We start from the raw sequence: 25,459 nt of genomic DNA, 5'->3' as shown, positions 1-25,459 counted from the left end.
ATAGTGATGGCACCTCGAGACGAATCGAGGTTGCGTGCAAAAACATCACGCAATGACGTGCAGGGACGCACTAATGCCGGCAGGTTCAGGATGAACGTTTTATGCCGGTGACGTTGATCTGTTTTAGAAAATGTGCGCCGTCATTCCGGAATCGCCACCGGCGATGTCCGGAACCTCCTTAAGGTTCGAAGTGGTTCGCAGATATAATGACAACGGATGAACGCGGGATTAGGTATGCACGCTTCTTCTAAAATGGAAAAGGGTATCCACTACACTCTTAAATAGGCACTTTTCTTCAGTAAATTACAGACAACAAAAAAGGGTACCCTTACGGATACCCTTTTTCATTTTCAATTACTAGCACATGGATGTGTGTAGTTAGAGCAATGCAGGAGCAATTGCCGAGGAGCGAAGCTGAAAAGTAAAAAAGCCCCTAGCGTTAGCTAGGGGCTTTCTTGAATTGGAAGCCTGGCGATGACCTACTCTCACATGGGAACTCCCACACTACCATCGGCGCTACTTCGTTTCACTTCTGAGTTCGGCATGGGATCAGGTGGTTCCAAAGCGCTATTGTCGCCAGACAAAAAACGTTAAACAATTTGAAAGTGATATTAAATTCTTACTCAATTCTTATGATGCGTGAATTACATCAAACACATACAAAACCGTTTGGGTGTTGTATGGTTAAGCCTCACGGGCAATTAGTATCAGTTAGCTCAAGGCCTCACAACCCTTACACACCTGACCTATCAACGTTGTAGTCTCCAACGACCCTTTAGGGGACTTAAAGTCCCAGTGAGAACTCATCTCAAAGCCTGCTTCCCGCTTAGATGCTTTCAGCGGTTATCAGTTCCGAACATAGCTACCGGGCAATGCCATTGGCATGACAACCCGAACACCAGAGGTTCGTCCACTCCGGTCCTCTCGTACTAGGAGCAGCCCTCTTCAATTCTCAAACGCCCACGGCAGATAGGGACCGAACTGTCTCACGACGTTCTAAACCCAGCTCGCGTACCACTTTAAATGGCGAACAGCCATACCCTTGGGACCGACTTCAGCCCCAGGATGTGATGAGCCGACATCGAGGTGCCAAACACCGCCGTCGATATGAACTCTTGGGCGGTATCAGCCTGTTATCCCCGGAGTACCTTTTATCCGTTGAGCGATGGCCCTTCCATTCAGAACCACCGGATCACTATGACCTACTTTCGTACCTGCTCGACGTGTCTGTCTCGCAGTTAAGCTGGCTTATGCCATTGCACTAACCGTATGATGTCCGACCATACTTAGCCAACCTTCGTGCTCCTCCGTTACTCTTTGGGAGGAGACCGCCCCAGTCAAACTACCCACCAGACAGTGTCCCCAAGCCCGATCAGGGCCCCAGGTTAGAACATCACGCATACAAGGGTGGTATTTCAAGATTGGCTCCACTCAAACTGGCGTCCAAGTTTCAAAGCCTCCCACCTATCCTACACATGTAGGAGCAATGTTCACTGTCAAGCTATAGTAAAGGTTCACGGGGTCTTTCCGTCTAGCCGCGGGTATACGGCATCTTAACCGCAATTTCAATTTCACTGAGTCTCGGGTGGAGACAGTGTGGCCATGATTACGCCATTCGTGCAGGTCGGAACTTACCCGACAAGGAATTTCGCTACCTTAGGACCGTTATAGTTACGGCCGCCGTTTACCGGGGCTTCGATCATGAGCTTCGCTTACGCTAACCCAATCAATTAACCTTCCGGCACCGGGCAGGCGTCACACCGTATACGTCATCTTACGATTTAGCACAGTGCTGTGTTTTTAATAAACAGTTCCAGCCACCTGGTTACTTCGACCGACCGAGGCTTAGAGAGCAAGTCTCATCACCCTAGCCGGCGTACCTTCTCCCGAAGTTACGGTACTATTTTGCCTAGTTCCTTCACCCGAGTTCTCTCAAGCGCCTTAGTATTCTCTACCTAACCACCTGTGTCGGTTTGGGGTACGGTTCCTATATATCTGATGCTTAGAAGCTTTTCCTGGAAGTATGGCATCAACAACTTCAACTCCGTAGAGTCTCGTCTCGTATCTCAGCCTTAAGGAAATCCGGATTTACCTAAATTTCCAGCCTACATACTTTCACATGGACTACCAACGCCATGCTTGCTTAGCCTGCTCCGTCCCTCCTTCGCAATATATAGAAGTACAGAAATATTAATCTGTTTCCCATCGACTACACCTTTCGGTCTCGCCTTAGGGGCCGACTTACCCTGCCCTGATTAACATGGGACAGGAAACCTTGGTCTTTCGGCGGGGGAGTTTTTCACTCCCCTTATCGTTACTCATGTCAGCATTCGCACTTCTGATACCTCCAGCATGCTTTACAACACACCTTCAACGGCTTACAGAACGCTCCCCTACCACTTGAACTTACGTTCAAATCCGCAGCTTCGGTGCTATGTTTAGCCCCGTTACATCTTCCGCGCAGACCGACTCGACTAGTGAGCTATTACGCTTTCTTTAAAGGGTGGCTGCTTCTAAGCCAACCTCCTAGCTGTCTGGGCCTTTCCACATCGTTTCCCACTTAACATAGACTTTGGGACCTTAGCTGGCGGTCTGGGTTGTTTCCCTTTCCACTTAGGACGTTAGCACCCTAAGTGTGTCTCCCGGATAGCACTCATTGGTATTCGGAGTTTGCAAAGGGTTGGTAAGTCGGGATGACCCCCTAGCCTTAACAGTGCTCTACCCCCAATGGTGTTCGTCCGAGGCTCTACCTAAATAGATTTCGGGGAGAACCAGCTATCTCCCGGCTTGATTAGCCTTTCACTCCGACCCACAGGTCATCACCGCATTTTTCAACATACGTGTGTTCGGTCCTCCAGTTGATGTTACTCAACCTTCAACCTGCCCATGGGTAGATCGCCGGGTTTCGGGTCTATGCCCTGCAACTAAACGCGCAGTTAACACTCGCTTTCGCTACGGCTCCCCTAATCGGTTAACCTTGCTACAGAACATAAGTCGCTGACCCATTATACAAAAGGTACGCAGTCACCCCGAAGGGCTTCCACTGCTTGTACGTATGCGGTTTCAGGTTCTATTTCACTCCCCTCACAGGGGTTCTTTTCGCCTTTCCCTCACGGTACTGGTTCACTATCGGTCAGTTAGGAGTATTTAGCCTTGGAGGATGGTCCCCCCATATTCAGACAGAATTTCACGTGTTCCGTCCTACTCGATTTCACGGTAAGTTTATTTTCATGTACGGGGCTATCACCCTGTATCGCTGCCCTTTCCAGAGCATTCCACTAACTTACAAACCGCTTAAGGGCTAATTCCCGTTCGCTCGCCGCTACTAAGGAAATCTCGGTTGATTTCTTTTCCTCGGGGTACTTAGATGTTTCAGTTCTCCCGGTTCGCCTCGTTAAGCTATGTATTCACTTAACGATACCCGCCTTACGACGGGTGGGTTTCCCCATTCGGACATCCCAGCCTATAACGCCTTTTATCGGCTTAACTGGGCTTTTCGCAGATTAACACGTCCTTCATCGCCTCTAACTGCCAAGGCATCCACCACATACGCTTAGTCACTTAACCATACAACCCCAAAAAGTTTCGAGTGCCTTGGTGACAAAACCAAGACCAAATGTATGTCTGACATTTTCACGCATTCAATAAGAATGTTGATAACTTACGTTATCAAACTCAAATGTTGCCATTTGAGCCTTGAGTAAGAACAACTAACACAACGAATAGTGTTAGTTATAATTTGAAACGCTTTAACACGTTTCGATTGATAAACAACAAGTTGTTTATCGTGGTAACTTATTCAGCGCTTACGATTGGAGGTCGCAAGCATAAGTTACCGGGTTTAATATCAGCTTTCCAAATTGTTAAAGAACAGTGAGTTAAAAACTCTAAGATAAACAGCGTTTATCTTAGAATTCTCATTCTATTCAATTGTTATCATGTAATTTGTGTGAACACTCAACAAGTAAGCGTTTTACTTAAGGTAAGGAGGTGATCCAACCCCAGGTTCCCCTAGGGTTACCTTGTTACGACTTCACCCCAGTCATGAATCACAAAGTGGTAACCGCTCTCCCGAAGGTTAAGCTAGCTACTTCTTTTGCAACCCACTCCCATGGTGTGACGGGCGGTGTGTACAAGGCCCGGGAACGTATTCACCGTGGCATTCTGATCCACGATTACTAGCGATTCCGACTTCACGGAGTCGAGTTGCAGACTCCGATCCGGACTACGACAAACTTTGTGGGATTCGCTCCACCTCGCGGTCTTGCTGCCCTCTGTATCTGCCATTGTAGCACGTGTGTAGCCCATCCCGTAAGGGCCATGATGACTTGACGTCGTCCCCACCTTCCTCCGGTTTATCACCGGCAGTCTCCTTAGAGTTCCCGCCCGAAGCGCTGGCAAATAAGGATAGGGGTTGCGCTCGTTGCGGGACTTAACCCAACATTTCACAACACGAGCTGACGACAGCCATGCAGCACCTGTCTCAGAGTTCCCGAAGGCACCAAACTATCTCTAGTAAGTTCTCTGGATGTCAAGGGATGGTAAGGTTCTTCGCGTTGCATCGAATTAAACCACATGCTCCACCGCTTGTGCGGGCCCCCGTCAATTCATTTGAGTTTTAACCTTGCGGCCGTACTCCCCAGGCGGTCAACTTAGCGCGTTAGCTACGCTACCCACAGATCAAGTCTACAGACAGCTAGTTGACATCGTTTACGGCGTGGACTACCAGGGTATCTAATCCTGTTTGCTCCCCACGCTTTCGTGCCTCAGCGTCAGTATTTGTCCAGGTGGCCGCCTTCGCCACTGATGTTCCTTCCAATCTCTACGCATTTCACCGCTACACTGGAAATTCCACCACCCTCTACAATACTCTAGCCTGCCAGTTCGAAATGCAGTTCCAAGGTTGAGCCCTGGGCTTTCACATCTCGCTTAACAAACCGCCTACGCACGCTTTACGCCCAGTAATTCCGATTAACGCTCGCACCCTCCGTATTACCGCGGCTGCTGGCACGGAGTTAGCCGGTGCTTCTTCTGTCGCTAACGTCACAGTAAGCAGTTATTAACTACTTACCTTTCCTCACGACTGAAAGTGCTTTACAACCCGAAGGCCTTCTTCACACACGCGGCATGGCTGCATCAGGGTTTCCCCCATTGTGCAATATTCCCCACTGCTGCCTCCCGTAGGAGTCTGGGCCGTGTCTCAGTCCCAGTGTGGCTGATCATCCTCTCAAACCAGCTAGAGATCGTCGTCTTGGTAGGCCATTACCCCACCAACTAACTAATCTCACTTGGGCTAATCTAAAGGCGAAAGGTCCGAAGATCCCCTCCTTTGGTCCGTAGACATTATGCGGTATTAGCAGTCGTTTCCAACTGTTGTCCCCCACCTCAAGGCATATTCCCAAGCATTACTCACCCGTCCGCCGCTCGACGCCAGAGTAGCAAGCTACTCTTCGTTTCCGCTCGACTTGCATGTGTTAAGCCTGCCGCCAGCGTTCAATCTGAGCCATGATCAAACTCTTCAATTAAAAAGTTGTTTGAAACAAATGTTTCGACTCAATGAATTCTGTTGCTGTTTCTCTTTCGAAAAACATTTTTGACATAAATTGTCGTTTGCATGAGAACTCATCAAGTAAAGTCTTAAAAAAGACTTAATGGTAAAACCATCTTATCTTGTGAGTGCTCACACAAATTGCATGATAACTAATTGTTAAAGAACTAAGCAGTAGTCGCATTCGCTAGTGCTTGTTGCTTCAGGTCTTGCCCGAAACGAGATGCGCATTCTACGCAACTCAGTTTTGATGTCAACATTTTTTTGAATTTATTTTCAAAAGTTTTGTTGGCCGTTTAGAGAAACAATCGCTTAACTAAACGTATCAAAACACCCCGTTGGCCTTTGCCGTTGAAGTGGATGCGCATTTTAGGGATTTTTCAGATAAGGTCAACAGTTTTTTTGAAATAATTTGAATTTAGTGTTTTTTCGCTCAGTTCTTGTACAAAACCCTATAAATAAGGCTCTACACAGAGTTGCATTGGTTAAATACTAGCTAATTTAAAGAGGTTACAGTGCAACAGTTGTTTGCCAAAGAAACTCAGTCACTTGCCTTAAGAACTGATTAAATTGCTAACTAAACTCTATTAATTAGCAACATAATTTAACATTAAGACTCACTGATAAGAAATATACAAAATCACGCCTTTTCAGTAAGTTAATAAAGACGTGTATTTATATGTTTTTAATTCGTTTTTTCAGGCTCAGGCACAGTATCACCTTTAACCTTTTCCCTAAACCGTTGAATAACAACATATAAAGGGGGAATTAATAAAATGCCGACAGTTGAAGCGGCAATCATACCACCAAAAACCGCCGTGCCTACACCATTGCGACTTAGCATACCTGCACCAGAAGCAACCACTAGCGGTAATAAACCTGCAATAAAGGCAAAGCTGGTCATCATAACCGCACGAAAACGTAACCGAGCACCTTCGACAGCAGCATCAACTATAGGGACTCCTTTTTCTCGCTGCTCCTTGGCGAACTCTACTATGAGTATGCCATTCTTAGCGGAAAGTGCTATAAGCACGACGATGCCGATTTGCGCATAAAGGTTAAGCTCAAGACCAGTGATTAGTAAAGTAAACATCGCACCTAGTAATCCAACAGAGACGGATAGGATTACACCGACTGGAATGCTCCAGCTTTCATAAAGAGCTACTAAGAATAAATAAACGAATAACAAAGCTGCCGCCAAGATTGGCGCCGTTTGTCCTGCTGCTTGTTTTTCCTGTAATGCTGTTGATGTCCATTCAAAACCATAGCCAGGCGGTAGCGTTTGTTCGGAAACTTCCTCCATTGCATCTAGCGCATCACCCGATGCATAACCTGGGGCTGGTCCTCCCATCATGGTTAAACTGCGGTTGTTGTTGTAGCGCATCACGTATTGAGGACGCAATATCATTTCAGGTTCAGCTACCGAGCGCACTGGCACCATTTCACCGCTACGGTTTTTGACGTGCAATCTAAATATGTCTTCAATTTCGTTTCGATCTTCCATTTGGCCTTGTAGGTTTACCTGCCAAGTGCGGCCAAACAAATTAAAGTCATTAACATAGTAACTACCAAGCATAGCTTGCAGGGTTAAGAATACGTCACTAATTTCTACCCCCAAGGTTTGCGCTTTGCTTCTATCTATATCTAAATATATTTGCGGTGTATTGGCAGAGAATGTCGTGAACACACCTTGTAGCTGTTCATTTTGATTGGCATTAATCATCATGCTGCGACCAAGCGCAGCTAAATCAGCAGGACTCTTACCTTGCAAATCTTGCAGCTGATATTCAAAACCCGAACCGGTACCTAGGCCCATAATAGGCGGTAAGTTAAAAGGAAATACATTGGCGTTTTGTATCGTCGCAAATTGCCCACCCAATTTAGCGATCAATTGGTGAGCATCCAATGACTCATCTTCACGTTGATCAAATGGGTCTAACACCACCACTAAAAAACCAGCGTTGGATTTAACTATGTTATCTATCAAACTAAAACCAACGACTTCAGTTACTTCTTTGACACCTTCAGTTTCCATCGCCACTTGGCCGGCTTGGCGTACAACGCTATCTGTGCGATTGACCGAAGAGCCCTCAGGTAACTGGATTTCAACCATAAATGCGCCTTGATCTTCATCAGGTAAAAAGCCACTCGGTACATTATTGGTTATTGTGGTTAAGCCAAAGAAGATAGCAATGATGGCTGGGATACTAAATATCGACACACGTACTAATCGCTTAACAACCGATACATATCCATCTCGCGCTTTATCTATTCCAGAAAATACATATTTTATCAAACCCTTTGATGGGCCATGCGATGGTTTTAGGAATAACGCACATAATGCGGGACTTAATGTCAGAGCGTTAATAGCCGAGATAACCATAGAGCCAGACACGGCAACGGCAAATTGCTGAAACATCAATCCAGAAATGCCAGGTATAAAGGCAACCGGTACAAATACCGCGAGTAATACAGCGGTGATCGCAATGATTGGCCCAGTAATTTCTTTCATGGCAATTTTTGCCGCCTCAGCTGGACTTAAACTTGGATCTTTTTCCATTACTGCTTCTACGTTTTCAACAACAATAATGGCATCATCAACAACAATACCAATGGCAACCACTAAGGCGAGTAAAGACACTGTATTAGCAGTAAACCCGAAGGCCAGCATAACGACAAACGCGCCTAAAATTGATACCGGCACCGCAATGATGGGAATAATCGTCGCTCTTAAATTACCAAGAAACAGATAGACAACGATAACGACTAAACCTAATGCTTCAACCAGTGTGTGCTGAACAGATTCAATACTCTCCTCGACAAAACGAGTTGTATCGTAAGTGATGGTGTAATCCATTCCTTGCGGGAAACTTTCAGCAGCTTGCTCCATAACTTGTTTTACCGCTTCTGAAGCCGCGATTGCATTAGCTCCCGGTGCTTGATAAATGCCTAAAACAGCGGTTGCCCCACCTTGAAAGCGACCATAAGCATCTAAAGATTTACCACCTAATTCGGCATGGCCTATATCTTTTATGCGCACAAACGAGCCATCGTTGTTTGCTCTTACAACGACATTATCAAATTGTTCTGCATCGGTTAGTCGGCCTGTGGTTTGAATATTTAACTGGAAATCCTGATCATCTGTCATAGGTTGGGCACCTATACGACCGACGGCAGCTTGTAAGTTTTGCGACTGTAAAGAAGCAACAACTTCGGCAATGGTAAGCTTGTAGCTGGTTAATTTATCTGAATCTAACCAAATCCTCATGCTGTAATCTATACCATATAGGTAAACATCACCGACACCAGGCACGCGTTTTAGGTTATCAAGTAGGTTTATATTGGCATAGTTACTTAGAAATAACGTATCAAAGCTTTCGTCAGGAGAGTTTATAGCCACCATTTGCATCAATGCTGATGACTTTTTCTTTACGTTTACACCGTTACGCTGCACTTCAGATGGCAATTGTGCCTCGGCCAGATCGACTTTGTTTTTGGTATTTACTGTGTTTATGTCAGCGTCGGTACCAACAGCGAATGATCCCAACATTGTATAGCTACCATCACTACTGCTCGTCGACTTCATATACAACATGTTGGATACGCCAACCACTTTTGATTCAATGGTTTGCGCTACGGTTTCTTCGACGACTTCAGCACTAGCCCCGGGGTAAAACGCAGTTACCTCAACTTGAGGTGGAACAATATCGGGAAATTGAGCAACAGGTAGCGCTTGTAAAGAAATGACACCTGCGATTGAAATCACCAAGGAAATAACAATAGCGAATCGCGGTCGATCAATAAAAATGTCAGAAATCATCTTTCTACTCCGCTGAAGCTATATTAGGATTTACAACGACTCCCGGTCTTACTTTTTGCACACCTAAGGTTATTACTTTTTGCCCTTCTTGAAGACCATTTTTAATAACCACTTTACCTTGTATCGTGGCTCCCGCTTCAATGCGCTGCACGACGACTTTATTTTCATCATCAACTAACAGCACATAACGACCTTGTTGATCAAATTGCACCGCGGACTGCGGTACGGTAATTTCGGTTCTCGGGTTTTGTTCTTGCAACTCAACATTTACCAGTTGTTGATGCACTAAGACACCATCGGGATTATCAAACTTTGCACGCACTAATAACGTATCTGTTGTTGGATCCGCAACGACGTCAATAAAGTCTAACTTACCAATTCGTTGATAATAACTTCCGTCTGCCATTTTTACTCGTACCTCGATTTGCTCAGGCGTGATACCAGTTTTGGCACTTGAATGGGTCATTAATTCTCTTTGTGTAATTGGAAACGTAACGTAAGAAGGATCTTGACTGACAACCGTGGACAGTGCTTTTGAAGATGGACCAACAAAATCACCTACAGAGTATGGGGATAAACCTATTTTGCCACTAATAGGCGCTTTAACATCGGTATAACTAAGATTTAATTCAGCGGTGCGTAATGCTGCTTTTTGTGAAGTGATCTCACCGTTAACTTCTATAAGGTTTGCTTCAGCAATATCAAGTTGCTCTTGAGAAATGGCTTTAGTTTTTACCAGTTTTGCTCTTCTGTCTCGTTCGATTTGTGCTAGTCGACGCGCACCTCGAAGTTTTTCAAGCGCGCCTTTAACTCGTTCTACCTCTGCGATATAACTGTCTTTTTCGATAACAAACAGCAATTCACCGGCTTCAACTTGGGCACCCTCACTTTTCAGCCTCTCCAATAAAAACCCTTGAACCCTTGCGGTAAGCTCTACCGCATCAACCGCTTCAACTCGACCGTTGTAGGTCACCGATCGCTTAACATTCGATTTGCCAACCTCAATAACAGTTACCGAAGGTGGTGGCGTAGTCCCTGGTCCTTGTTGAGAGTCCTTGCAACCAAAAGAAAAGAGCAACCATAAGATCAATAAAGACTTAATGGCGACAGATACTGAACTAAACATAGTCCAATCTCCTAGTTAGTGAATAGATGCAATCGAGCTTCGATTTGATTGAATACATTACGTCGACATGATGAAAGCCCAATTAACTTGATAGTGCTGATGATTATTAACACTTATTAAAGGATAGGAAATGTAAGTAAATTCACAAATTTTTATCTAAAAAGAAGCGTGTTAAGTCTTTGTAAATGCGCAATAGAATGATTTTTAGATTATAAAAGCGCAAAAGCCCACTGTAATAGCGGGCTGTCTTAAACGTGCTGGAGGGAGACAAATTCTTAAAAGCCTAAAACCAAAAAAGCCCGCTGCAATAGCGGGCTGTCTTAAACGTGCTGGAGGGAGACAAATTATTAAAAGCCTAAAACCACAAAAGCCCGCTGTAATAGCGGGCTTTCTTAAACGTGGTGGAGGGATACAAATTATTAAGAGCCTAAAACCACAAAAGCCCGCTGTAATAGCGGGCTTTCTTAATCGTGGTGGAGGGAGGTGGATTACTAAATGCCTCCATGCATTTAAACCTCAAGGTTGTACTTCGTACGTGCCAAATTGCTCCAGACAATTTGGTTGAACCTATGGTTCTCATCCACATGCTCTAAAACCACAAAAGCCCGCTGCAATAGCGGGCTTTCTTAAACGTGGTGGAGGGAGGTGGATTACTAAATGCCTCCATGCATTTAAACCTTAAGGTTGTACTTCGTACGTGCCAAATTGCTCCAGACAATTTGGTTGAACCTATGGTTCTCATCCACATGCTCTAAAACCACAAAAGCCCGCTATAATAGCGAGCTTTCTTAAACGTGGTGGAGGGAGGTGGATTCGAACCACCGAAGGCGGAGCCGTCAGATTTACAGTCTGATCCCTTTGGCCACTCGGGAACCCCTCCAAAAATTGGAAGCCTGGCGATGACCTACTCTCACATGGGAACTCCCACACTACCATCGGCGCTACTTCGTTTCACTTCTGAGTTCGGCATGGGATCAGGTGGTTCCAAAGCGCTATTGTCGCCAGACAAAAAACGTTAAACAATTTGAAAGTGATATTAAATTCTTACTCAATTCTTACGATGCGTGACGTGCACGGATGCACTAGTGTCAAACACATACAAAACCGTTTGGGTGTTGTATGGTTAAGCCTCACGGGCAATTAGTATCAGTTAGCTCAAGGCCTCACAACCCTTACACACCTGACCTATCAACGTCGTAGTCTCCGACGACCCTTTAGGGGACTTAAAATCCCAGTGAGAACTCATCTCAAAGCCTGCTTCCCGCTTAGATGCTTTCAGCGGTTATCAGTTCCGAACATAGCTACCGGGCAATGCCATTGGCATGACAACCCGAACACCAGAGGTTCGTCCACTCCGGTCCTCTCGTACTAGGAGCAGCCCTCTTCAATTCTCAAACGCCCACGGCAGATAGGGACCGAACTGTCTCACGACGTTCTAAACCCAGCTCGCGTACCACTTTAAATGGCGAACAGCCATACCCTTGGGACCGACTTCAGCCCCAGGATGTGATGAGCCGACATCGAGGTGCCAAACACCGCCGTCGATATGAACTCTTGGGCGGTATCAGCCTGTTATCCCCGGAGTACCTTTTATCCGTTGAGCGATGGCCCTTCCATTCAGAACCACCGGATCACTATGACCTACTTTCGTACCTGCTCGACGTGTCTGTCTCGCAGTTAAGCTGGCTTATGCCATTGCACTAACCGTATGATGTCCGACCATACTTAGCCAACCTTCGTGCTCCTCCGTTACTCTTTGGGAGGAGACCGCCCCAGTCAAACTACCCACCAGACAGTGTCCCCAAGCCCGATCAGGGCCCCAGGTTAGAACATCACGCATACAAGGGTGGTATTTCAAGATTGGCTCCACTCAAACTGGCGTCCAAGTTTCAAAGCCTCCCACCTATCCTACACATGTAGGAGCAATGTTCACTGTCAAGCTATAGTAAAGGTTCACGGGGTCTTTCCGTCTAGCCGCGGGTATACGGCATCTTAACCGCAATTTCAATTTCACTGAGTCTCGGGTGGAGACAGTGTGGCCATGATTACGCCATTCGTGCAGGTCGGAACTTACCCGACAAGGAATTTCGCTACCTTAGGACCGTTATAGTTACGGCCGCCGTTTACCGGGGCTTCGATCATGAGCTTCGCTTACGCTAACCCAATCAATTAACCTTCCGGCACCGGGCAGGCGTCACACCGTATACGTCATCTTACGATTTAGCACAGTGCTGTGTTTTTAATAAACAGTTCCAGCCACCTGGTTACTTCGACCGACCGAGGCTTAGAGAGCAAGTCTCATCACCCTAGCCGGCGTACCTTCTCCCGAAGTTACGGTACTATTTTGCCTAGTTCCTTCACCCGAGTTCTCTCAAGCGCCTTAGTATTCTCTACCTAACCACCTGTGTCGGTTTGGGGTACGGTTCCTATATATCTGATGCTTAGAAGCTTTTCCTGGAAGTATGGCATCAACAACTTCAACTCCGTAGAGTCTCGTCTCGTATCTCAGCCTTAAGGAAATCCGGATTTACCTAAATTTCCAGCCTACATACTTTCACATGGACTACCAACGCCATGCTTGCTTAGCCTGCTCCGTCCCTCCTTCGCAATATATAGAAGTACAGAAATATTAATCTGTTTCCCATCGACTACACCTTTCGGTCTCGCCTTAGGGGCCGACTTACCCTGCCCTGATTAACATGGGACAGGAAACCTTGGTCTTTCGGCGGGGGAGTTTTTCACTCCCCTTATCGTTACTCATGTCAGCATTCGCACTTCTGATACCTCCAGCATGCTTTACAACACACCTTCAACGGCTTACAGAACGCTCCCCTACCACTTGAACTTACGTTCAAATCCGCAGCTTCGGTGCTATGTTTAGCCCCGTTACATCTTCCGCGCAGACCGACTCGACTAGTGAGCTATTACGCTTTCTTTAAAGGGTGGCTGCTTCTAAGCCAACCTCCTAGCTGTCTGGGCCTTTCCACATCGTTTCCCACTTAACATAGACTTTGGGACCTTAGCTGGCGGTCTGGGTTGTTTCCCTTTCCACTTAGGACGTTAGCACCCTAAGTGTGTCTCCCGGATAGCACTCATTGGTATTCGGAGTTTGCAAAGGGTTGGTAAGTCGGGATGACCCCCTAGCCTTAACAGTGCTCTACCCCCAATGGTGTTCGTCCGAGGCTCTACCTAAATAGATTTCGGGGAGAACCAGCTATCTCCCGGCTTGATTAGCCTTTCACTCCGACCCACAGGTCATCACCGCATTTTTCAACATACGTGTGTTCGGTCCTCCAGTTGATGTTACTCAACCTTCAACCTGCCCATGGGTAGATCGCCGGGTTTCGGGTCTATGCCCTGCAACTAAACGCGCAGTTAACACTCGCTTTCGCTACGGCTCCCCTAATCGGTTAACCTTGCTACAGAACATAAGTCGCTGACCCATTATACAAAAGGTACGCAGTCACCCCGAAGGGCTTCCACTGCTTGTACGTATGCGGTTTCAGGTTCTATTTCACTCCCCTCACAGGGGTTCTTTTCGCCTTTCCCTCACGGTACTGGTTCACTATCGGTCAGTTAGGAGTATTTAGCCTTGGAGGATGGTCCCCCCATATTCAGACAGAATTTCACGTGTTCCGTCCTACTCGATTTCACGGTAAGTTCGTTTTCATGTACGGGGCTATCACCCTGTATCGCTGCCCTTTCCAGAGCATTCCACTAACTTACAAACCGCTTAAGGGCTAATTCCCGTTCGCTCGCCGCTACTAAGGAAATCTCGGTTGATTTCTTTTCCTCGGGGTACTTAGATGTTTCAGTTCTCCCGGTTCGCCTCGTTAAGCTATGTATTCACTTAACGATACCCAACTTACGTTGGGTGGGTTTCCCCATTCGGACATCCCAGCCTATAACGCCTTTTATCGGCTTAACTGGGCTTTTCGCAGATTAACACGTCCTTCATCGCCTCTAACTGCCAAGGCATCCACCACATACGCTTAGTCACTTAACCATACAACCCCAAAAAGTTTCGAGTGCCTTGGTGACAAAACCAAGACCAAATGTATGTCTGACATTTTCACGCATTCAATAAGAATGTTGATAACTTACGTTATCAAACTCAAATGTTGCCATTTGAGCCTTGAGTAAGAACAACTAACACAACGAATAGTGTTAGTTATAATTTGAAACGCTTTAACACGTTTCGGTTGATAAACAACAAGTTGTTTATCGTGGTAACTTATTCAGCGCTTACGATTGGAGGTCGCAAGCATAAGTTACCGGGTTTAATATCAGCTTTCCAAATTGTTAAAGAACAGAGAGTTAAAAAACTCAAACATAAACGTTACCGCTTATGTTTGAGTTTTCAGAGAAGTGCAAAATTGGTAGGTCTGAGTAGACTTGAACTACCGACCTCACCCTTATCAGGGGTGCGCTCTAACCAGCTGAGCTACAGACCTACTGTTTTGGTTCAGTAAATGGTGGAGCTAAGCAGGATCGAACTGCTGACCTCCTGCGTGCAAGGCAGGCGCTCTCCCAGCTGAGCTATAGCCCCACTACTGAGATACTTCTCTTCTAATTCGTTATCGATGCAATTTGTGTGAACACTCGACAAGTAAGTGTTTTACTTAAGGTAAGGAGGTGATCCAACCCCAGGTTCCCCTAGGGTTACCTTGTTACGACTTCACCCCAGTCATGAATCACAAAGTGGTAACCGCTCTCCCGAAGGTTAAGCTAGCTACTTCTTTTGCAACCCACTCCCATGGTGTGACGGGCGGTGTGTACAAGGCCCGGGAACGTATTCACCGTGGCATTCTGATCCACGATTACTAGCGATTCCGACTTCACGGAGTCGAGTTGCAGACTCCGATCCGGACTACGACAAACTTTGTGGGATTCGCTCCACCTCGCGGTCTTGCTGCCCTCTGTATCTGCCATTGTAGCACGTGTGTAGCCCATCCCGTAAGGGCCATGATGACTTGACGTCGTCCCCACCTTCCTCCGGTTTATCACCGGCAGTCTCCTTAGAGTTCCCGCCCGAAGCGCTGGCAAATAAGGATAGGGGTTGCGCTCGTTGCGGGACTTAACCCAACATTTCACAACACGAGCTGACGACAGCCATGCAGCACCTGTCTCAGAGTTCCCGAAGGCACCAAACTATCTCTAGTAAGTTCTCTGGATGTCAAGGGATGGTAAGGTTCTTCGCGTTGCATCGAATTAAACCACATGCTCCACCGCTTGTGCGGGCCCCCGTCAATTCATTTGAGTTTTAACCTTGCGGCCGTACTCCCCAGGCGGTCAACTTAGCGCGTTAGCTGCGCTACCCACAGATCAAGTCTACAGACAGCTAGTTGACATCGTTTACGGCGTGGACTACCAGGGTATCTAATCCTGTTTGCTCCCCACGCTTTCGTGCCTCAGCGTCAGTATTTGTCCAGGTGGCCGCCTTCGCCACTGATGTTCCTTCCAATCTCTACGCATTTCACCGCTACACTGGAAATTCCACCACCCTCTACAATACTCTAGCCTGCCAGTTCGAAATGCAGTTCCAAGGTTGAGCCCTGGGCTTTCACATCTCGCTTAACAAACCGCCTACGCACGCTTTACGCCCAGTAATTCCGATTAACGCTCGCACCCTCCGTATTACCGCGGCTGCTGGCACGGAGTTAGCCGGTGCTTCTTCTGTCGCTAACGTCACAGTAAGCAGTTATTAACTACTTACCTTTCCTCACGACTGAAAGTGCTTTACAACCCGAAGGCCTTCTTCACACACGCGGCATGGCTGCATCAGGGTTTCCCCCATTGTGCAATATTCCCCACTGCTGCCTCCCGTAGGAGTCTGGGCCGTGTCTCAGTCCCAGTGTGGCTGATCATCCTCTCAAACCAGCTAGAGATCGTCGTCTTGGTAGGCCATTACCCCACCAACTAACTAATCTCACTTGGGCTAATCTAAAGGCGAAAGGTCCGAAGATCCCCTCCTTTGGTCCGTAGACATTATGCGGTATTAGCAGTCGTTTCCAACTGTTGTCCCCCACCTCAAGGCATATTCCCAAGCATTACTCACCCGTCCGCCGCTCGACGCCAGAGTAGCAAGCTACTCTTCGTTTCCGCTCGACTTGCATGTGTTAAGCCTGCCGCCAGCGTTCAATCTGAGCCATGATCAAACTCTTCAATTAAAAAGTTGTTTGAAACAAATGTTTCGACTCAATGAATTCTGTTGCTGTTCCTCTTTCGAAAAACATTTTTGACATAAATTGTCGTTTGCATGAGAACTCATCAAGTAAAGTCTTAAAAAGACTTAATGGTAAAACCATCTTATCTTGTGAGTGCTCACACAAATTGCATGATAACTAATTGTTAAAGAATTAAGCATTAGACGCATTCGCTAGTGCTTGTTGCTTCTGGGCTTGCCCGAAGCAGGATGTGCATTTTACCCATCCCAGATTTGAAGTCAACCGATTAATTTAAAAAATTTCAAAATAATTTGTTGTCGTTTGTAATTGCCGCGTTTGCGCATTCACAAGGTCAAATCTAACTTCTACTGGATGCTCGCCGTTTGGCGCATTCCCCTGTGGAAGTGGAGGCGCATTTTAGGGATTTTTGAGCTGCCGTCAACAGCTAAAATGAAAAAAGATGAATAAAATCGACTGTTCGCTCATTTAATCAGCACATTTGCTTTAATAAGACGATTTAATAACAAAAAACGATAGAATTTAGGCGTAACACTAGGTTGAAGCCGGTTAATTGACGTGCCTTTAGCTTAAATTGCTCTACAACGGGAGTTAGCGAGCTGTTTTTAAACACTTTTTAATCAATATGCATTGAAGTTTGTTAAAATCTGGTTAACATAGGAATTGATTAGATAAAATAATAAAATAACAATCAGGTAAGTACCATGAAATCTCCTCTAGCATTAACTTCTGCGTTCGTCGCAACCGCTATCACCGTTATAGGCTATTTCGCCGCCTCTGTTTCATCTGCTGTTGATCAGAGCTCTGTCGCTATCGGCTTATTTATCGGTGCCATTTTGGCGCCGCTAATTATTAAAGCGATGGCTGGTGAAAAAGCTGAAGTAAAAGACATAAAGACACTGTATGTTGGCAACCTTCCATATCGCGCTAATGAAGCGACAGTAAGAAGCTTGTTTTCTGAATACGGTCTCGTTCATTCTGTGCGTTTAATGAAAGATAAACAAACCGGCAAAAGACGTGGTTTTGGTTTTGTTGAAATTTCAGCAGCAGACGCAGGTAAGGCAATTAGCTCATTAAACGATACTGAGTTTCAACAACGTACATTAAAAGTAAGGGAAGCAAAAGAGCGACCTGAGCCAAGCCCACAACGTGGCTAAGGCTAATATAGAAAACAAAAAAGCGGCTTATTAGCCGCTTTTTTTTATTGATGATGAAAAACGTTATTGTTCTCGGGCAATCGCTCGATAGGCAATATCTGTTCTAAATTCAACACCATCCCAACTGATTTGGTTAAGTAACTCATAGGCCGCCTTTTGCGCCGTAGTCACACTTTCACCTAATGCAGTTGCACATAACACTCGACCGCCAGCGGTAACCACATTACCGTCTTTGTCAGCCGTACCGGCATGAAACGTTTTACGATCAGTTAAGGTATTAACATCAAGACCAGAAATCACATCACCCTTGTTATAACTACCTGGGTAACCACCCGCAGCTAGAACAACGCCTACCGCAGCTCGCGGATCAAAAGCGATTTCTTTACCAGCAAGCTCACCATTAGCAGCAGCGATACATAGCTCAACCAAATCCGACTGCATACGCATCATAATAGGCTGAGTTTCTGGATCACCAAAGCGACAGTTATATTCAATAACTTTTGGCGTACCATCGGCGCTGATCATTAAGCCAGCGTATAGGAAACCAGAATAAGGTGCATCTTCCTTAGCCATACCTTCAACAGTCGGCATGATAACCTCATTCATAATACGGTCATGAATTTCTTTAGTCACCACGGGTGCAGGAGAATACGCTCCCATTCCACCGGTGTTTGGACCTTCATCATTGTTGTATGCACGTTTGTGATCTTGGCTAGTCGCAAACGGTAATACGTTTTTGCCATCGACCATAACAATAAAGCTGGCTTCTTCACCTTCAAGAAACTCTTCGATAACGACACGATGACCGGCATCACCAAAGGCGTTGCCTGCCAACATGTCTTTAATCGCATCTTCAGCTTCGGCTAATGTCATTGCGACGATAACGCCTTTACCAGCGGCTAAGCCGTCAGCTTTAACAACAATAGGCGCACCTTGCTCACGAACATAAGCAATTGCAGGATCAATTTCAGTAAAGTTCTGGTAAGCAGCGGTTGGAATATTATGACGGGCTAAGAAATCTTTAGTAAACGATTTCGAACCTTCAAGTTGTGCCGCTTTTGCACTTGGACCAAAAATGGTTAAACCATCGGCTTGAAAAGCATCAACAACACCGTCAACCAATGGTTGCTCTGGGCCAACAATAGTCAGCGCTACATCGTTACTTTTAGCAAATTCAACTAGGCCTTGAATATCACCTACTGAAATCGCCACATTGTGTAGTTTGTTTTCCAATGCTGTACCAGCATTACCAGGAGCAACAAATACTTTCTCTACTGAGGATGATTGAGCGGCTTTCCACGCCAAAGCGTGTTCACGGCCACCACCACCAATTACTAATACGTTCATAAACTTTTTATGTTTCCTGAGTCAGCCTGCTATTTTGCAGGCTTTACAAATTTCAAAGTCATACGGTCACTTTCACCAATCGCTAGATACTTTGCTTTGTCCTTTTCACCCAAACGTAATGATGGAGGTAAAGTCCATACGCCTTTTGGATGATCAGCTGTATCTTTAGGGTTGGCGTTGATTTCGCTGCTTTCTGCTAGTTCAAAACCAGCTTCTATGGCTAAATCAATCGTCAACTGCTGTGGGAAATAACCGCTTTTAGAGTTCTTTTCCAAGTCTTGCGACTCTGGCATACGATGTTCAACGACACCGACTACACCACCTGGCTTTAATGCTTTGAAGCTGTCCTTAAATATTTGACGAACACCTTCAACACGCCAGTTGTGCAAATTACGGAAAGTCAGTACTAAATCAGCACTGCCAGCAGGAGCTAACTCGCTCTCTACGCGCGGTGTGAAATCGGTAAGCATCACTTCACTAAAAATCTCATCGGCTTTTAGCTTGGCTTCTAACTTACGGCGAGACTTACTGTAATAGTCATCTTTACCTGTATCAGGGTAATGAGCACCGTATAATTTACCTGTGCCTTTTAACGCTGGGGCAAGGATTTCGGTATACCAGCCACCGCCTGGTGCTATTTCTACTACAGTCATGTCAGAGCGGAAACCAAAAAACTTTAAGGTTTCTGCTGGATGACGATATTGATCGCGAGCTTTATTTTTATCGCTGCGATGCTCACTCGCAATGGCTTTATCTAATGCAGACAACTCTACCGCGTCATCAGCGTGAGCGATGGCAGTGGTTGAAAGAATGACGCTTGCAAGTAATGTTTTTAGTTTCATGGTTTTCTCCAAACTTATTTACTGATTAACCAAAAATTAACAATTAGTTATAACAGATAAACAGACATTAAAGAAACTTTGATTGCAGTGAAATAGTCAGCGACACCGAATATTCAGTGTCGCTGCAATTGGTTGTCTAGTGACGGAAGTGACGCATACCAGTGAAGACCATGGCAATACCATGCTCGTCAGCTGCAGCAATAACTTCTTCATCACGCATTGAGCCACCAGGTTGAATAACCGCAGTGATTCCTGCTTCAGCGGCGGCATCTAAACCGTCACGGAATGGGAAGAATGCGTCTGATGCCATAACCGAACCCGCAACTTGTAGGTTTTCATCAGCGGCCTTGATACCAGCAATTTTTGCTGAATAAACACGGCTCATTTGACCTGCACCAACACCAATAGTCATATCACCTTTGGCGTAAACAATTGCATTTGATTTAACAAATTTAGCAACTTTCCAGCAGAACAATAGGTCGCTCATTTCTTCGTCGGTCGGTTGACGCTTAGTCACCACTTTCAAATCATCTAAACCAACCATGCCTTGGTCACGATCTTGAACTAACAAGCCATCGTTAACACGCTTAAGCTCAAAACCAGTGGTCTTACTCTGCCATTGGCCACATTCTAATAAACGAACATTTGGCTTAGCTGCAACAATTTGCTTAGCGGCTTCAGACACAACCGGGGCAATAATAACTTCAACAAATTGACGAGAAACGATTGCTTCAGCAGTGTCAGCATCTAGCTCTTGGTTAAAAGCGATAATGCCACCAAACGCTGATGTAGGGTCTGTCTTAAAGGCTTTTTCGTAGGCTTCAAGAATGTTATCACCTAACGCCACACCACATGGGTTAGCGTGCTTAACAATAACACAAGCTGGCTTATCGAATTCTTTCACACACTCAAGCGCGGCATCAGTGTCAGCGATATTGTTGTATGAAAGTGCTTTACCTTGTACTTGAGTCGCCGTAGATACAGATGCTTCTTCAGCTTCTTGTTCAACATAAAAGGCCGCTTTCTGGTGAGAGTTTTCACCGTAACGAAGGTCTTGCTTTTTAATAAACTGGCTGTTGAATGTACGAGGGAATTCAGACACTGATTTGTCTTCATCAGCATAGGCTGGCAACATCTTACCGAAGTAATTGGCGATCATGCCATCGTAGCTAGCAGTGTGTTCAAAAGCAGCGATTGCTAAATCAAAACGTGTTTGATGAGTCAGTGAACCACCGTTTTGCGACATTTCAGTCAATACACGATCGTAGTCTGATGCATTAACAACAATGGTCACATCTTTGTGATTTTTAGCTGCTGCACGAACCATAGTTGGACCACCAATATCGATGTTCTCTACAGCATCTTCAAGAGTACAATCTTGGTTAGCAACAGTCTTAGCGAATGGGTATAGGTTAACAACCACAATATCAATAGCTGAAATGTTATTGTCAGCCATTACCGCTTCATCCATTTCACGACGAGCCAAGATGCCGCCATGAACTTTAGGGTGTAGCGTTTTAACACGACCATCCATGATTTCTGGGTGACCAGTGTAGTCAGATACTTCTGTCACTTTGATACCGTTTTCAGCCAAAAGCTTTGCAGTACCACCGGTTGACAAGATGTCTACACCTTGTGCGGCCAGCGCAGTTGCGAACTCTACGATACCTGTTTTGTCAGATACGCTCAGTAAAGCTCTTCTAATTGGACGTGGAGTTTCCATAGTCAATGTTTACCTTTTCAATATGCAATGTAATTAATAAATCTTTAATCAAGCTATGTTGTGAGCGGTTTATTAATTATTGTTCGGCTCGTTGTACCCTTGTAATTTTTTGGATACCTAACACAACAAACTCATCCCTGTAAATTTTGTATACATTCCGTCCTTGGAAATAAAAAAGCACCCGTAGGTGCTTTTTGGCAGGCAAACCTGCCAGTGATTAGTTCATACCGTATTTTTTAAGCTTCTTGCGAAGAGTGCCACGGTTAATGCCAAGTAAGTTTGCAGCACGGGTTTGATTGCCTCGAGTGTACTGCATTACTTCTTCAAGCATTGGCGCTTCGATTTCTGATAATACTAATTCGTACATATCGTCTACATCGTTGCCATTTAATTGTGATAAGTAGTTTTTAATGGCTACTTTAGCTTGGGTACGTAAAGGTGATGCCTTGGTCTGAGTTTGTAGGTCACCGATAACAAATGGAGAAGTAATATTTTGTTCAAACATAAAGTTCAGACTCTTTTTTAATTAGTTAAATTATCAAAAAATACATTCAATGCGGTTAATTGCTGCTCTGGCAGTTCTAATGCATTAAATGTAGAACGAAATTGCTTACCCTGATCATGCGTTTGCAAATACCAGGAGACGTGTTTTCGGGCTATGCGCGTACCCATAAACTCGCCGTAAAAATTGTGTAGCTCTGCTACATGAGACAATAAGATATTTCTTACTTCCTCAATGGCTGCTGCAGGTAAATAATCACCTGTTGCGAGATAATGGTTTATCTCTCTGAAAATCCATGGTCTTCCTTGCGCAGCTCGACCAATCATGACCGCGTCTGCACCAGTATATTCCAATACCTGCTTGGCCTTATCAGGGCCTGTAATGTCACCATTAGCTATCACAGGAATGTCAATGGCCTGTTTGATTGCTTTGATCGTGTCGTATTCCGCTTCCCCTTTATAAAAGTCACAACGGGTACGACCATGAACAGCTAACGCTTGAATACCGTTCAGTTCGGCGATCTTGGCAATCTCAACGCCATTTCGACTGTTTTCACACCAGCCAGTACGAATTTTCAGAGTGACCGGAATGTCGACCGCGTTAACAACGGCTTTAACAATCTGTTCAACCTGTTCAGGTGCTTTTAACAATGCCGAGCCAGCTAGTTTTTTATTCACTTTCTTAGCCGGACAACCCATATTTATATCAATAATTTGGGCGCCATTTTCAGCGTTGTATTTTGCCGCAAAGGCCATATCATTCGGTTCAGAACCGGCGATTTGCACTGAGCGGATACCTGCTTCATCACTGTGCTCCATTCGCTTCATTGACTTGCCTGACTTCCAAACCTGAGGATTAGAAGACAACATTTCACCGACAGCCATGCCAGCACCAAGTCGACAACATAATTGTCGAAACGGTTTATCTGTAATACCTGCCATAGGAGCGAGTATGACATTACTGTCTAACTGATAAGGACCAATGTTCACGTGATGCTTTTTTGAGCTACTGCGTAAAAGGGCGCTAAGTTTACGTCTTTTTTTTAAGAAATAAAAGTAGATAAATTGAACAATTGTGGGTTTTTTCGCAGTTTTTTTTATTGACTTTTTTCAATTGCTTATATCGATAAAAAAATGACGGTAAATTGATTAAATTTACCGCCATTTCGCTACAAATTAACCGCAAAGTTAATGATTGTTAACTAGTTGTTACGAACACCGTTCAATCGTACCCATTCATCTTGAACCGAAATCGGTGCCATCTCACACCATTGGCCATAGACCTGTTTGAGTTCCTCGCCCTGCTCTTCAAGAATACCTGATAATGCTAAAACGCCTCCCGGCATAACGTAGTCAATAATAACAGGAGCTAATTCACGTAATGGTCCCGCTAATATATTGGCGACAACCACATCGGCCTGCAAACTAGGTTGGTCTTTGGGAAGATACAATTCAAGGCGGTCAGCAACATCGTTGCGAATCGCGTTCTCTTTACTTGCTTGCAACGCTTGTGGGTCGATGTCGATGCCGATCACCTTAGCCGCGCCCAATTTTAACGCAGCTAAAGATAAGATGCCGGAGCCACAACCAAAGTCGACGACGGTTTTGCCGGTTAAGTCGAGAGAGTCAAGCCAAGTCAAACAAAGTGCTGTTGTCGGGTGGGTGCCGGTGCCAAACGCTAAGCCAGGGTCAAGCATCACATTAACGGCATCCGGTTCAGGTACGTCACGCCAGCTCGGGCAAATCCACAATCGCTCGCCAAATTTCATCGGATGGAAGTTATCCATCCACTCGCGTTCCCAATCTTTGTCTTCAAGTTGCTCTAACTTGTATTGCAGTTGTTTGCCATCAGGATGGATGCTTTGCAGATACTGAATCACTTTGTCCATATTGTGACTGGCGTCAAATAACCCCATAACCACGGTGTTATGCCAGTAGATCACCTCATCACCAGGTAAAGGTTCATATATAGGTGTATCTTTTGCGTCGATAAAGGTTACCGCCTGAGAACCGCAGGCCATCAACCAGTCAGAATATTTTTCTGCGGTTTCTTCATTCGCCTGCAATCGTAGTTGTATCCAAGGCATAGTTTCTCTCTAATAAAAATAGATATACGCTAATTTTATCATTGCTTGACGGTAAATGGCTAAGTCTTATATCACATTAAAAATAAATATTTTGTTTTTTCAGGCCAACAGCATACATTAGTACTGCACGACATTTGCGTACCACTTACATTAGGAACAACAGTTGAACTACTTTCCGATATTTCTCGACGGCAATAAAATTAACGCCTTAATCATTGGCGGAGGCAATGTTGCTGCCCGCAAATTAGAGCTACTGGTAAAGACACCAGCGACAGTGACAGTGCTGAGTCCGGAGCTAGAGAGCGGCTGCGAACACATCATAAATAAGCACAATGTGACGCACATTAAAAACGTATATCACAGCGACATTTTACAACAGCCGTTTAGCTTAGTTATCGCCGCAACAAATGACAAGCAGGTAAATAAACGCATTGCAGATGATTGCCAACAACGCGGCATCTTATTAAATGTGGTGGATACCCCAGATTTGTGCACCTATATTACGCCAGCCATTATTGACCGAGATCCGATGTTGGTTGCTATATCGAGCAGCGGCAGTGCGCCAATGTTGTTGCAACTATTAAAGCAACAGATAGATCAATTACTGCCGGCTGACTATGGCAAATTAGCGGCCTTTATGGGGGATAAACGCAAACAAGTCCAATCACAAATCTCCGACTTTGCCGCGAGACGATTGCTATGGCAACAAGTGTTGACCTCAGATGTTTGCGAGGCGGTATTTTCAGACAATAGTGAATTAGCTGAGCAGAGGTTTAACGAGTTATTAGATCAACAGCAGCAACTTCAAAAACAAATTAACCTAATTAAAGTGAACAGTGATACACCAGATGATCTAAGCCTCAAAGCTTATCGAGCACTGCAAAGCTCTGATGTGGTCTTTATCGAGTCTCAGTTAACCTCTGCATTTGCTGACTTTTGTCGCAAAGATGCGGAAAAGTTTACCGACTTTGATGCCCAACTAATCGCCCAATACAGCAATAACAACAACGTCAGTTTACTCATTCAAGAGCAGCATACATACCAAGCTTTAAAGCAGCAATTTAATGTAAACCTGATATATGGCGGTCATTAGTGTGAGTTTAATATTGCAGAGCGTAACATA

General features: G+C 45.2%; 10 protein-coding genes, 3 tRNA genes and 6 rRNA genes. 2 read left to right on the top strand and 17 right to left on the bottom strand.

Going from position 1 to position 25,459, the window contains the following annotated elements; translation table 11 throughout:
* Positions 1-466: 466 nt before the first annotated feature.
* The 11 genes from rrf (E2K93_RS10135) to E2K93_RS10085 all read right to left on the bottom strand — a co-directional run bounded on the left by rrf (E2K93_RS10135) (position 467) and on the right by E2K93_RS10085 (position 16,664).
* Positions 467-581 (bottom strand): 5S ribosomal RNA (gene rrf, locus E2K93_RS10135).
* A 99-nt stretch (positions 582-680) separates the two neighbouring features.
* Positions 681-3,567: ribosomal RNA gene (locus E2K93_RS10130) — 23S ribosomal RNA — on the bottom strand.
* 416 nt (positions 3,568-3,983) lie between these two features.
* Positions 3,984-5,525: ribosomal RNA gene (locus E2K93_RS10125) — 16S ribosomal RNA — on the bottom strand.
* The 16S, 23S and 5S rRNA genes sit together here, the layout of an rRNA operon.
* Positions 5,526-6,233: 708 nt before the next feature.
* The gene (locus E2K93_RS10120; RefSeq protein ID WP_135438982.1) at positions 6,234-9,368 is read right to left on the bottom strand and encodes an efflux RND transporter permease subunit; all 3,135 of its coding nucleotides are present in this window, start codon (positions 9,366-9,368) and stop codon (positions 6,234-6,236) included.
* Positions 9,369-9,372: 4 nt separating this feature from the next.
* Complete coding sequence (locus E2K93_RS10115) at positions 9,373-10,494, bottom strand: efflux RND transporter periplasmic adaptor subunit (RefSeq protein WP_135438981.1); 1,122 nt, start codon at positions 10,492-10,494, stop codon at positions 9,373-9,375.
* 795 nt (positions 10,495-11,289) lie between these two features.
* Positions 11,290-11,374, bottom strand: a tRNA-Tyr gene (locus tag E2K93_RS10110).
* Between the two features lie 11 nt (positions 11,375-11,385).
* Positions 11,386-11,500 (bottom strand): 5S ribosomal RNA (gene rrf, locus E2K93_RS10105).
* A gap of 113 nt (positions 11,501-11,613) precedes the next feature.
* A 23S ribosomal RNA gene (locus E2K93_RS10100) occupies positions 11,614-14,500 on the bottom strand.
* Between the two features lie 371 nt (positions 14,501-14,871).
* A tRNA-Ile gene (locus E2K93_RS10095) sits at positions 14,872-14,948 on the bottom strand.
* A 19-nt stretch (positions 14,949-14,967) separates the two neighbouring features.
* Positions 14,968-15,043, bottom strand: a tRNA-Ala gene (locus E2K93_RS10090).
* A gap of 79 nt (positions 15,044-15,122) precedes the next feature.
* Positions 15,123-16,664 (bottom strand): 16S ribosomal RNA (locus tag E2K93_RS10085).
* Positions 16,665-17,383: 719 nt separating this feature from the next.
* Between E2K93_RS10085 and E2K93_RS10080 the strand changes: the two genes are divergently transcribed.
* On the top strand, positions 17,384-17,836 hold the full coding sequence (locus E2K93_RS10080) for an RNA recognition motif domain-containing protein (RefSeq protein WP_135438980.1): 453 nt from the start codon (positions 17,384-17,386) through the stop codon (positions 17,834-17,836).
* A gap of 63 nt (positions 17,837-17,899) precedes the next feature.
* Here the strand turns inward: E2K93_RS10080 and purD are convergent, their stop codons facing one another.
* The 6 genes from purD to prmA all read right to left on the bottom strand — a co-directional run bounded on the left by purD (position 17,900) and on the right by prmA (position 24,336).
* Positions 17,900-19,183, bottom strand: a complete 1,284-nt coding sequence (gene purD / locus E2K93_RS10075) for a phosphoribosylamine--glycine ligase (RefSeq protein WP_135438979.1) — start codon at positions 19,181-19,183, stop codon at positions 17,900-17,902.
* A 29-nt stretch (positions 19,184-19,212) separates the two neighbouring features.
* The gene (locus tag E2K93_RS10070; protein WP_135438978.1) at positions 19,213-20,025 is read right to left on the bottom strand and encodes a class I SAM-dependent methyltransferase; all 813 of its coding nucleotides are present in this window, start codon (positions 20,023-20,025) and stop codon (positions 19,213-19,215) included.
* Between the two features lie 136 nt (positions 20,026-20,161).
* Entirely contained in the window at positions 20,162-21,748 is a 1,587-nt protein-coding gene (gene purH, locus E2K93_RS10065) for a bifunctional phosphoribosylaminoimidazolecarboxamide formyltransferase/IMP cyclohydrolase (RefSeq protein WP_135438977.1), read from the bottom strand.
* A 217-nt stretch (positions 21,749-21,965) separates the two neighbouring features.
* On the bottom strand, positions 21,966-22,253 hold the full coding sequence (fis, locus tag E2K93_RS10060; protein WP_135438976.1) for a DNA-binding transcriptional regulator Fis: 288 nt from the start codon (positions 22,251-22,253) through the stop codon (positions 21,966-21,968).
* A 17-nt stretch (positions 22,254-22,270) separates the two neighbouring features.
* Positions 22,271-23,239: a tRNA dihydrouridine synthase DusB gene (gene dusB, locus E2K93_RS10055; protein ID WP_135438975.1), complete on the bottom strand. Its 969-nt coding sequence runs from the start codon at positions 23,237-23,239 to the stop codon at positions 22,271-22,273.
* A gap of 212 nt (positions 23,240-23,451) precedes the next feature.
* Entirely contained in the window at positions 23,452-24,336 is an 885-nt protein-coding gene (prmA, locus tag E2K93_RS10050) for a 50S ribosomal protein L11 methyltransferase (RefSeq protein ID WP_135438974.1), read from the bottom strand.
* A gap of 163 nt (positions 24,337-24,499) precedes the next feature.
* Here prmA and E2K93_RS10045 point away from each other — a divergent pair, with 163 nt between their 5' ends.
* Complete coding sequence (locus E2K93_RS10045) at positions 24,500-25,429, top strand: precorrin-2 dehydrogenase/sirohydrochlorin ferrochelatase family protein (protein WP_135438973.1); 930 nt, start codon at positions 24,500-24,502, stop codon at positions 25,427-25,429.
* Positions 25,430-25,459: the final 30 nt, after the last annotated feature.

The organism is Thalassotalea sp. HSM 43, assembly GCF_004752005.1.
Classification (GTDB): Bacteria; Pseudomonadota; Gammaproteobacteria; order Enterobacterales; family Alteromonadaceae; genus Thalassotalea_A.
This window is presented reverse-complemented; position numbering and strand designations above follow the sequence as displayed.

What these genes read in the sequence shown, in the direction of transcription:
- prmA (WP_135438974.1), bottom strand. Translation starts at nt 24,336, where the DNA reads ATGCCTTGGATACAACTACGATTGCAGGCGAATGAAGAAACCGCAGAA.
- E2K93_RS10070 (WP_135438978.1), bottom strand. Translation starts at nt 20,025, where the DNA reads ATGAAACTAAAAACATTACTTGCAAGCGTCATTCTTTCAACCACTGCC.
- fis (WP_135438976.1), bottom strand. Translation starts at nt 22,253, where the DNA reads ATGTTTGAACAAAATATTACTTCTCCATTTGTTATCGGTGACCTACAA.
- E2K93_RS10115 (WP_135438981.1), bottom strand. Translation starts at nt 10,494, where the DNA reads ATGTTTAGTTCAGTATCTGTCGCCATTAAGTCTTTATTGATCTTATGG.
- purH (WP_135438977.1), bottom strand. Translation starts at nt 21,748, where the DNA reads ATGGAAACTCCACGTCCAATTAGAAGAGCTTTACTGAGCGTATCTGAC.
- E2K93_RS10080 (WP_135438980.1), top strand. Translation starts at nt 17,384, where the DNA reads ATGAAATCTCCTCTAGCATTAACTTCTGCGTTCGTCGCAACCGCTATC.
- E2K93_RS10120 (WP_135438982.1), bottom strand. Translation starts at nt 9,368, where the DNA reads ATGATTTCTGACATTTTTATTGATCGACCGCGATTCGCTATTGTTATT.
- purD (WP_135438979.1), bottom strand. Translation starts at nt 19,183, where the DNA reads ATGAACGTATTAGTAATTGGTGGTGGTGGCCGTGAACACGCTTTGGCG.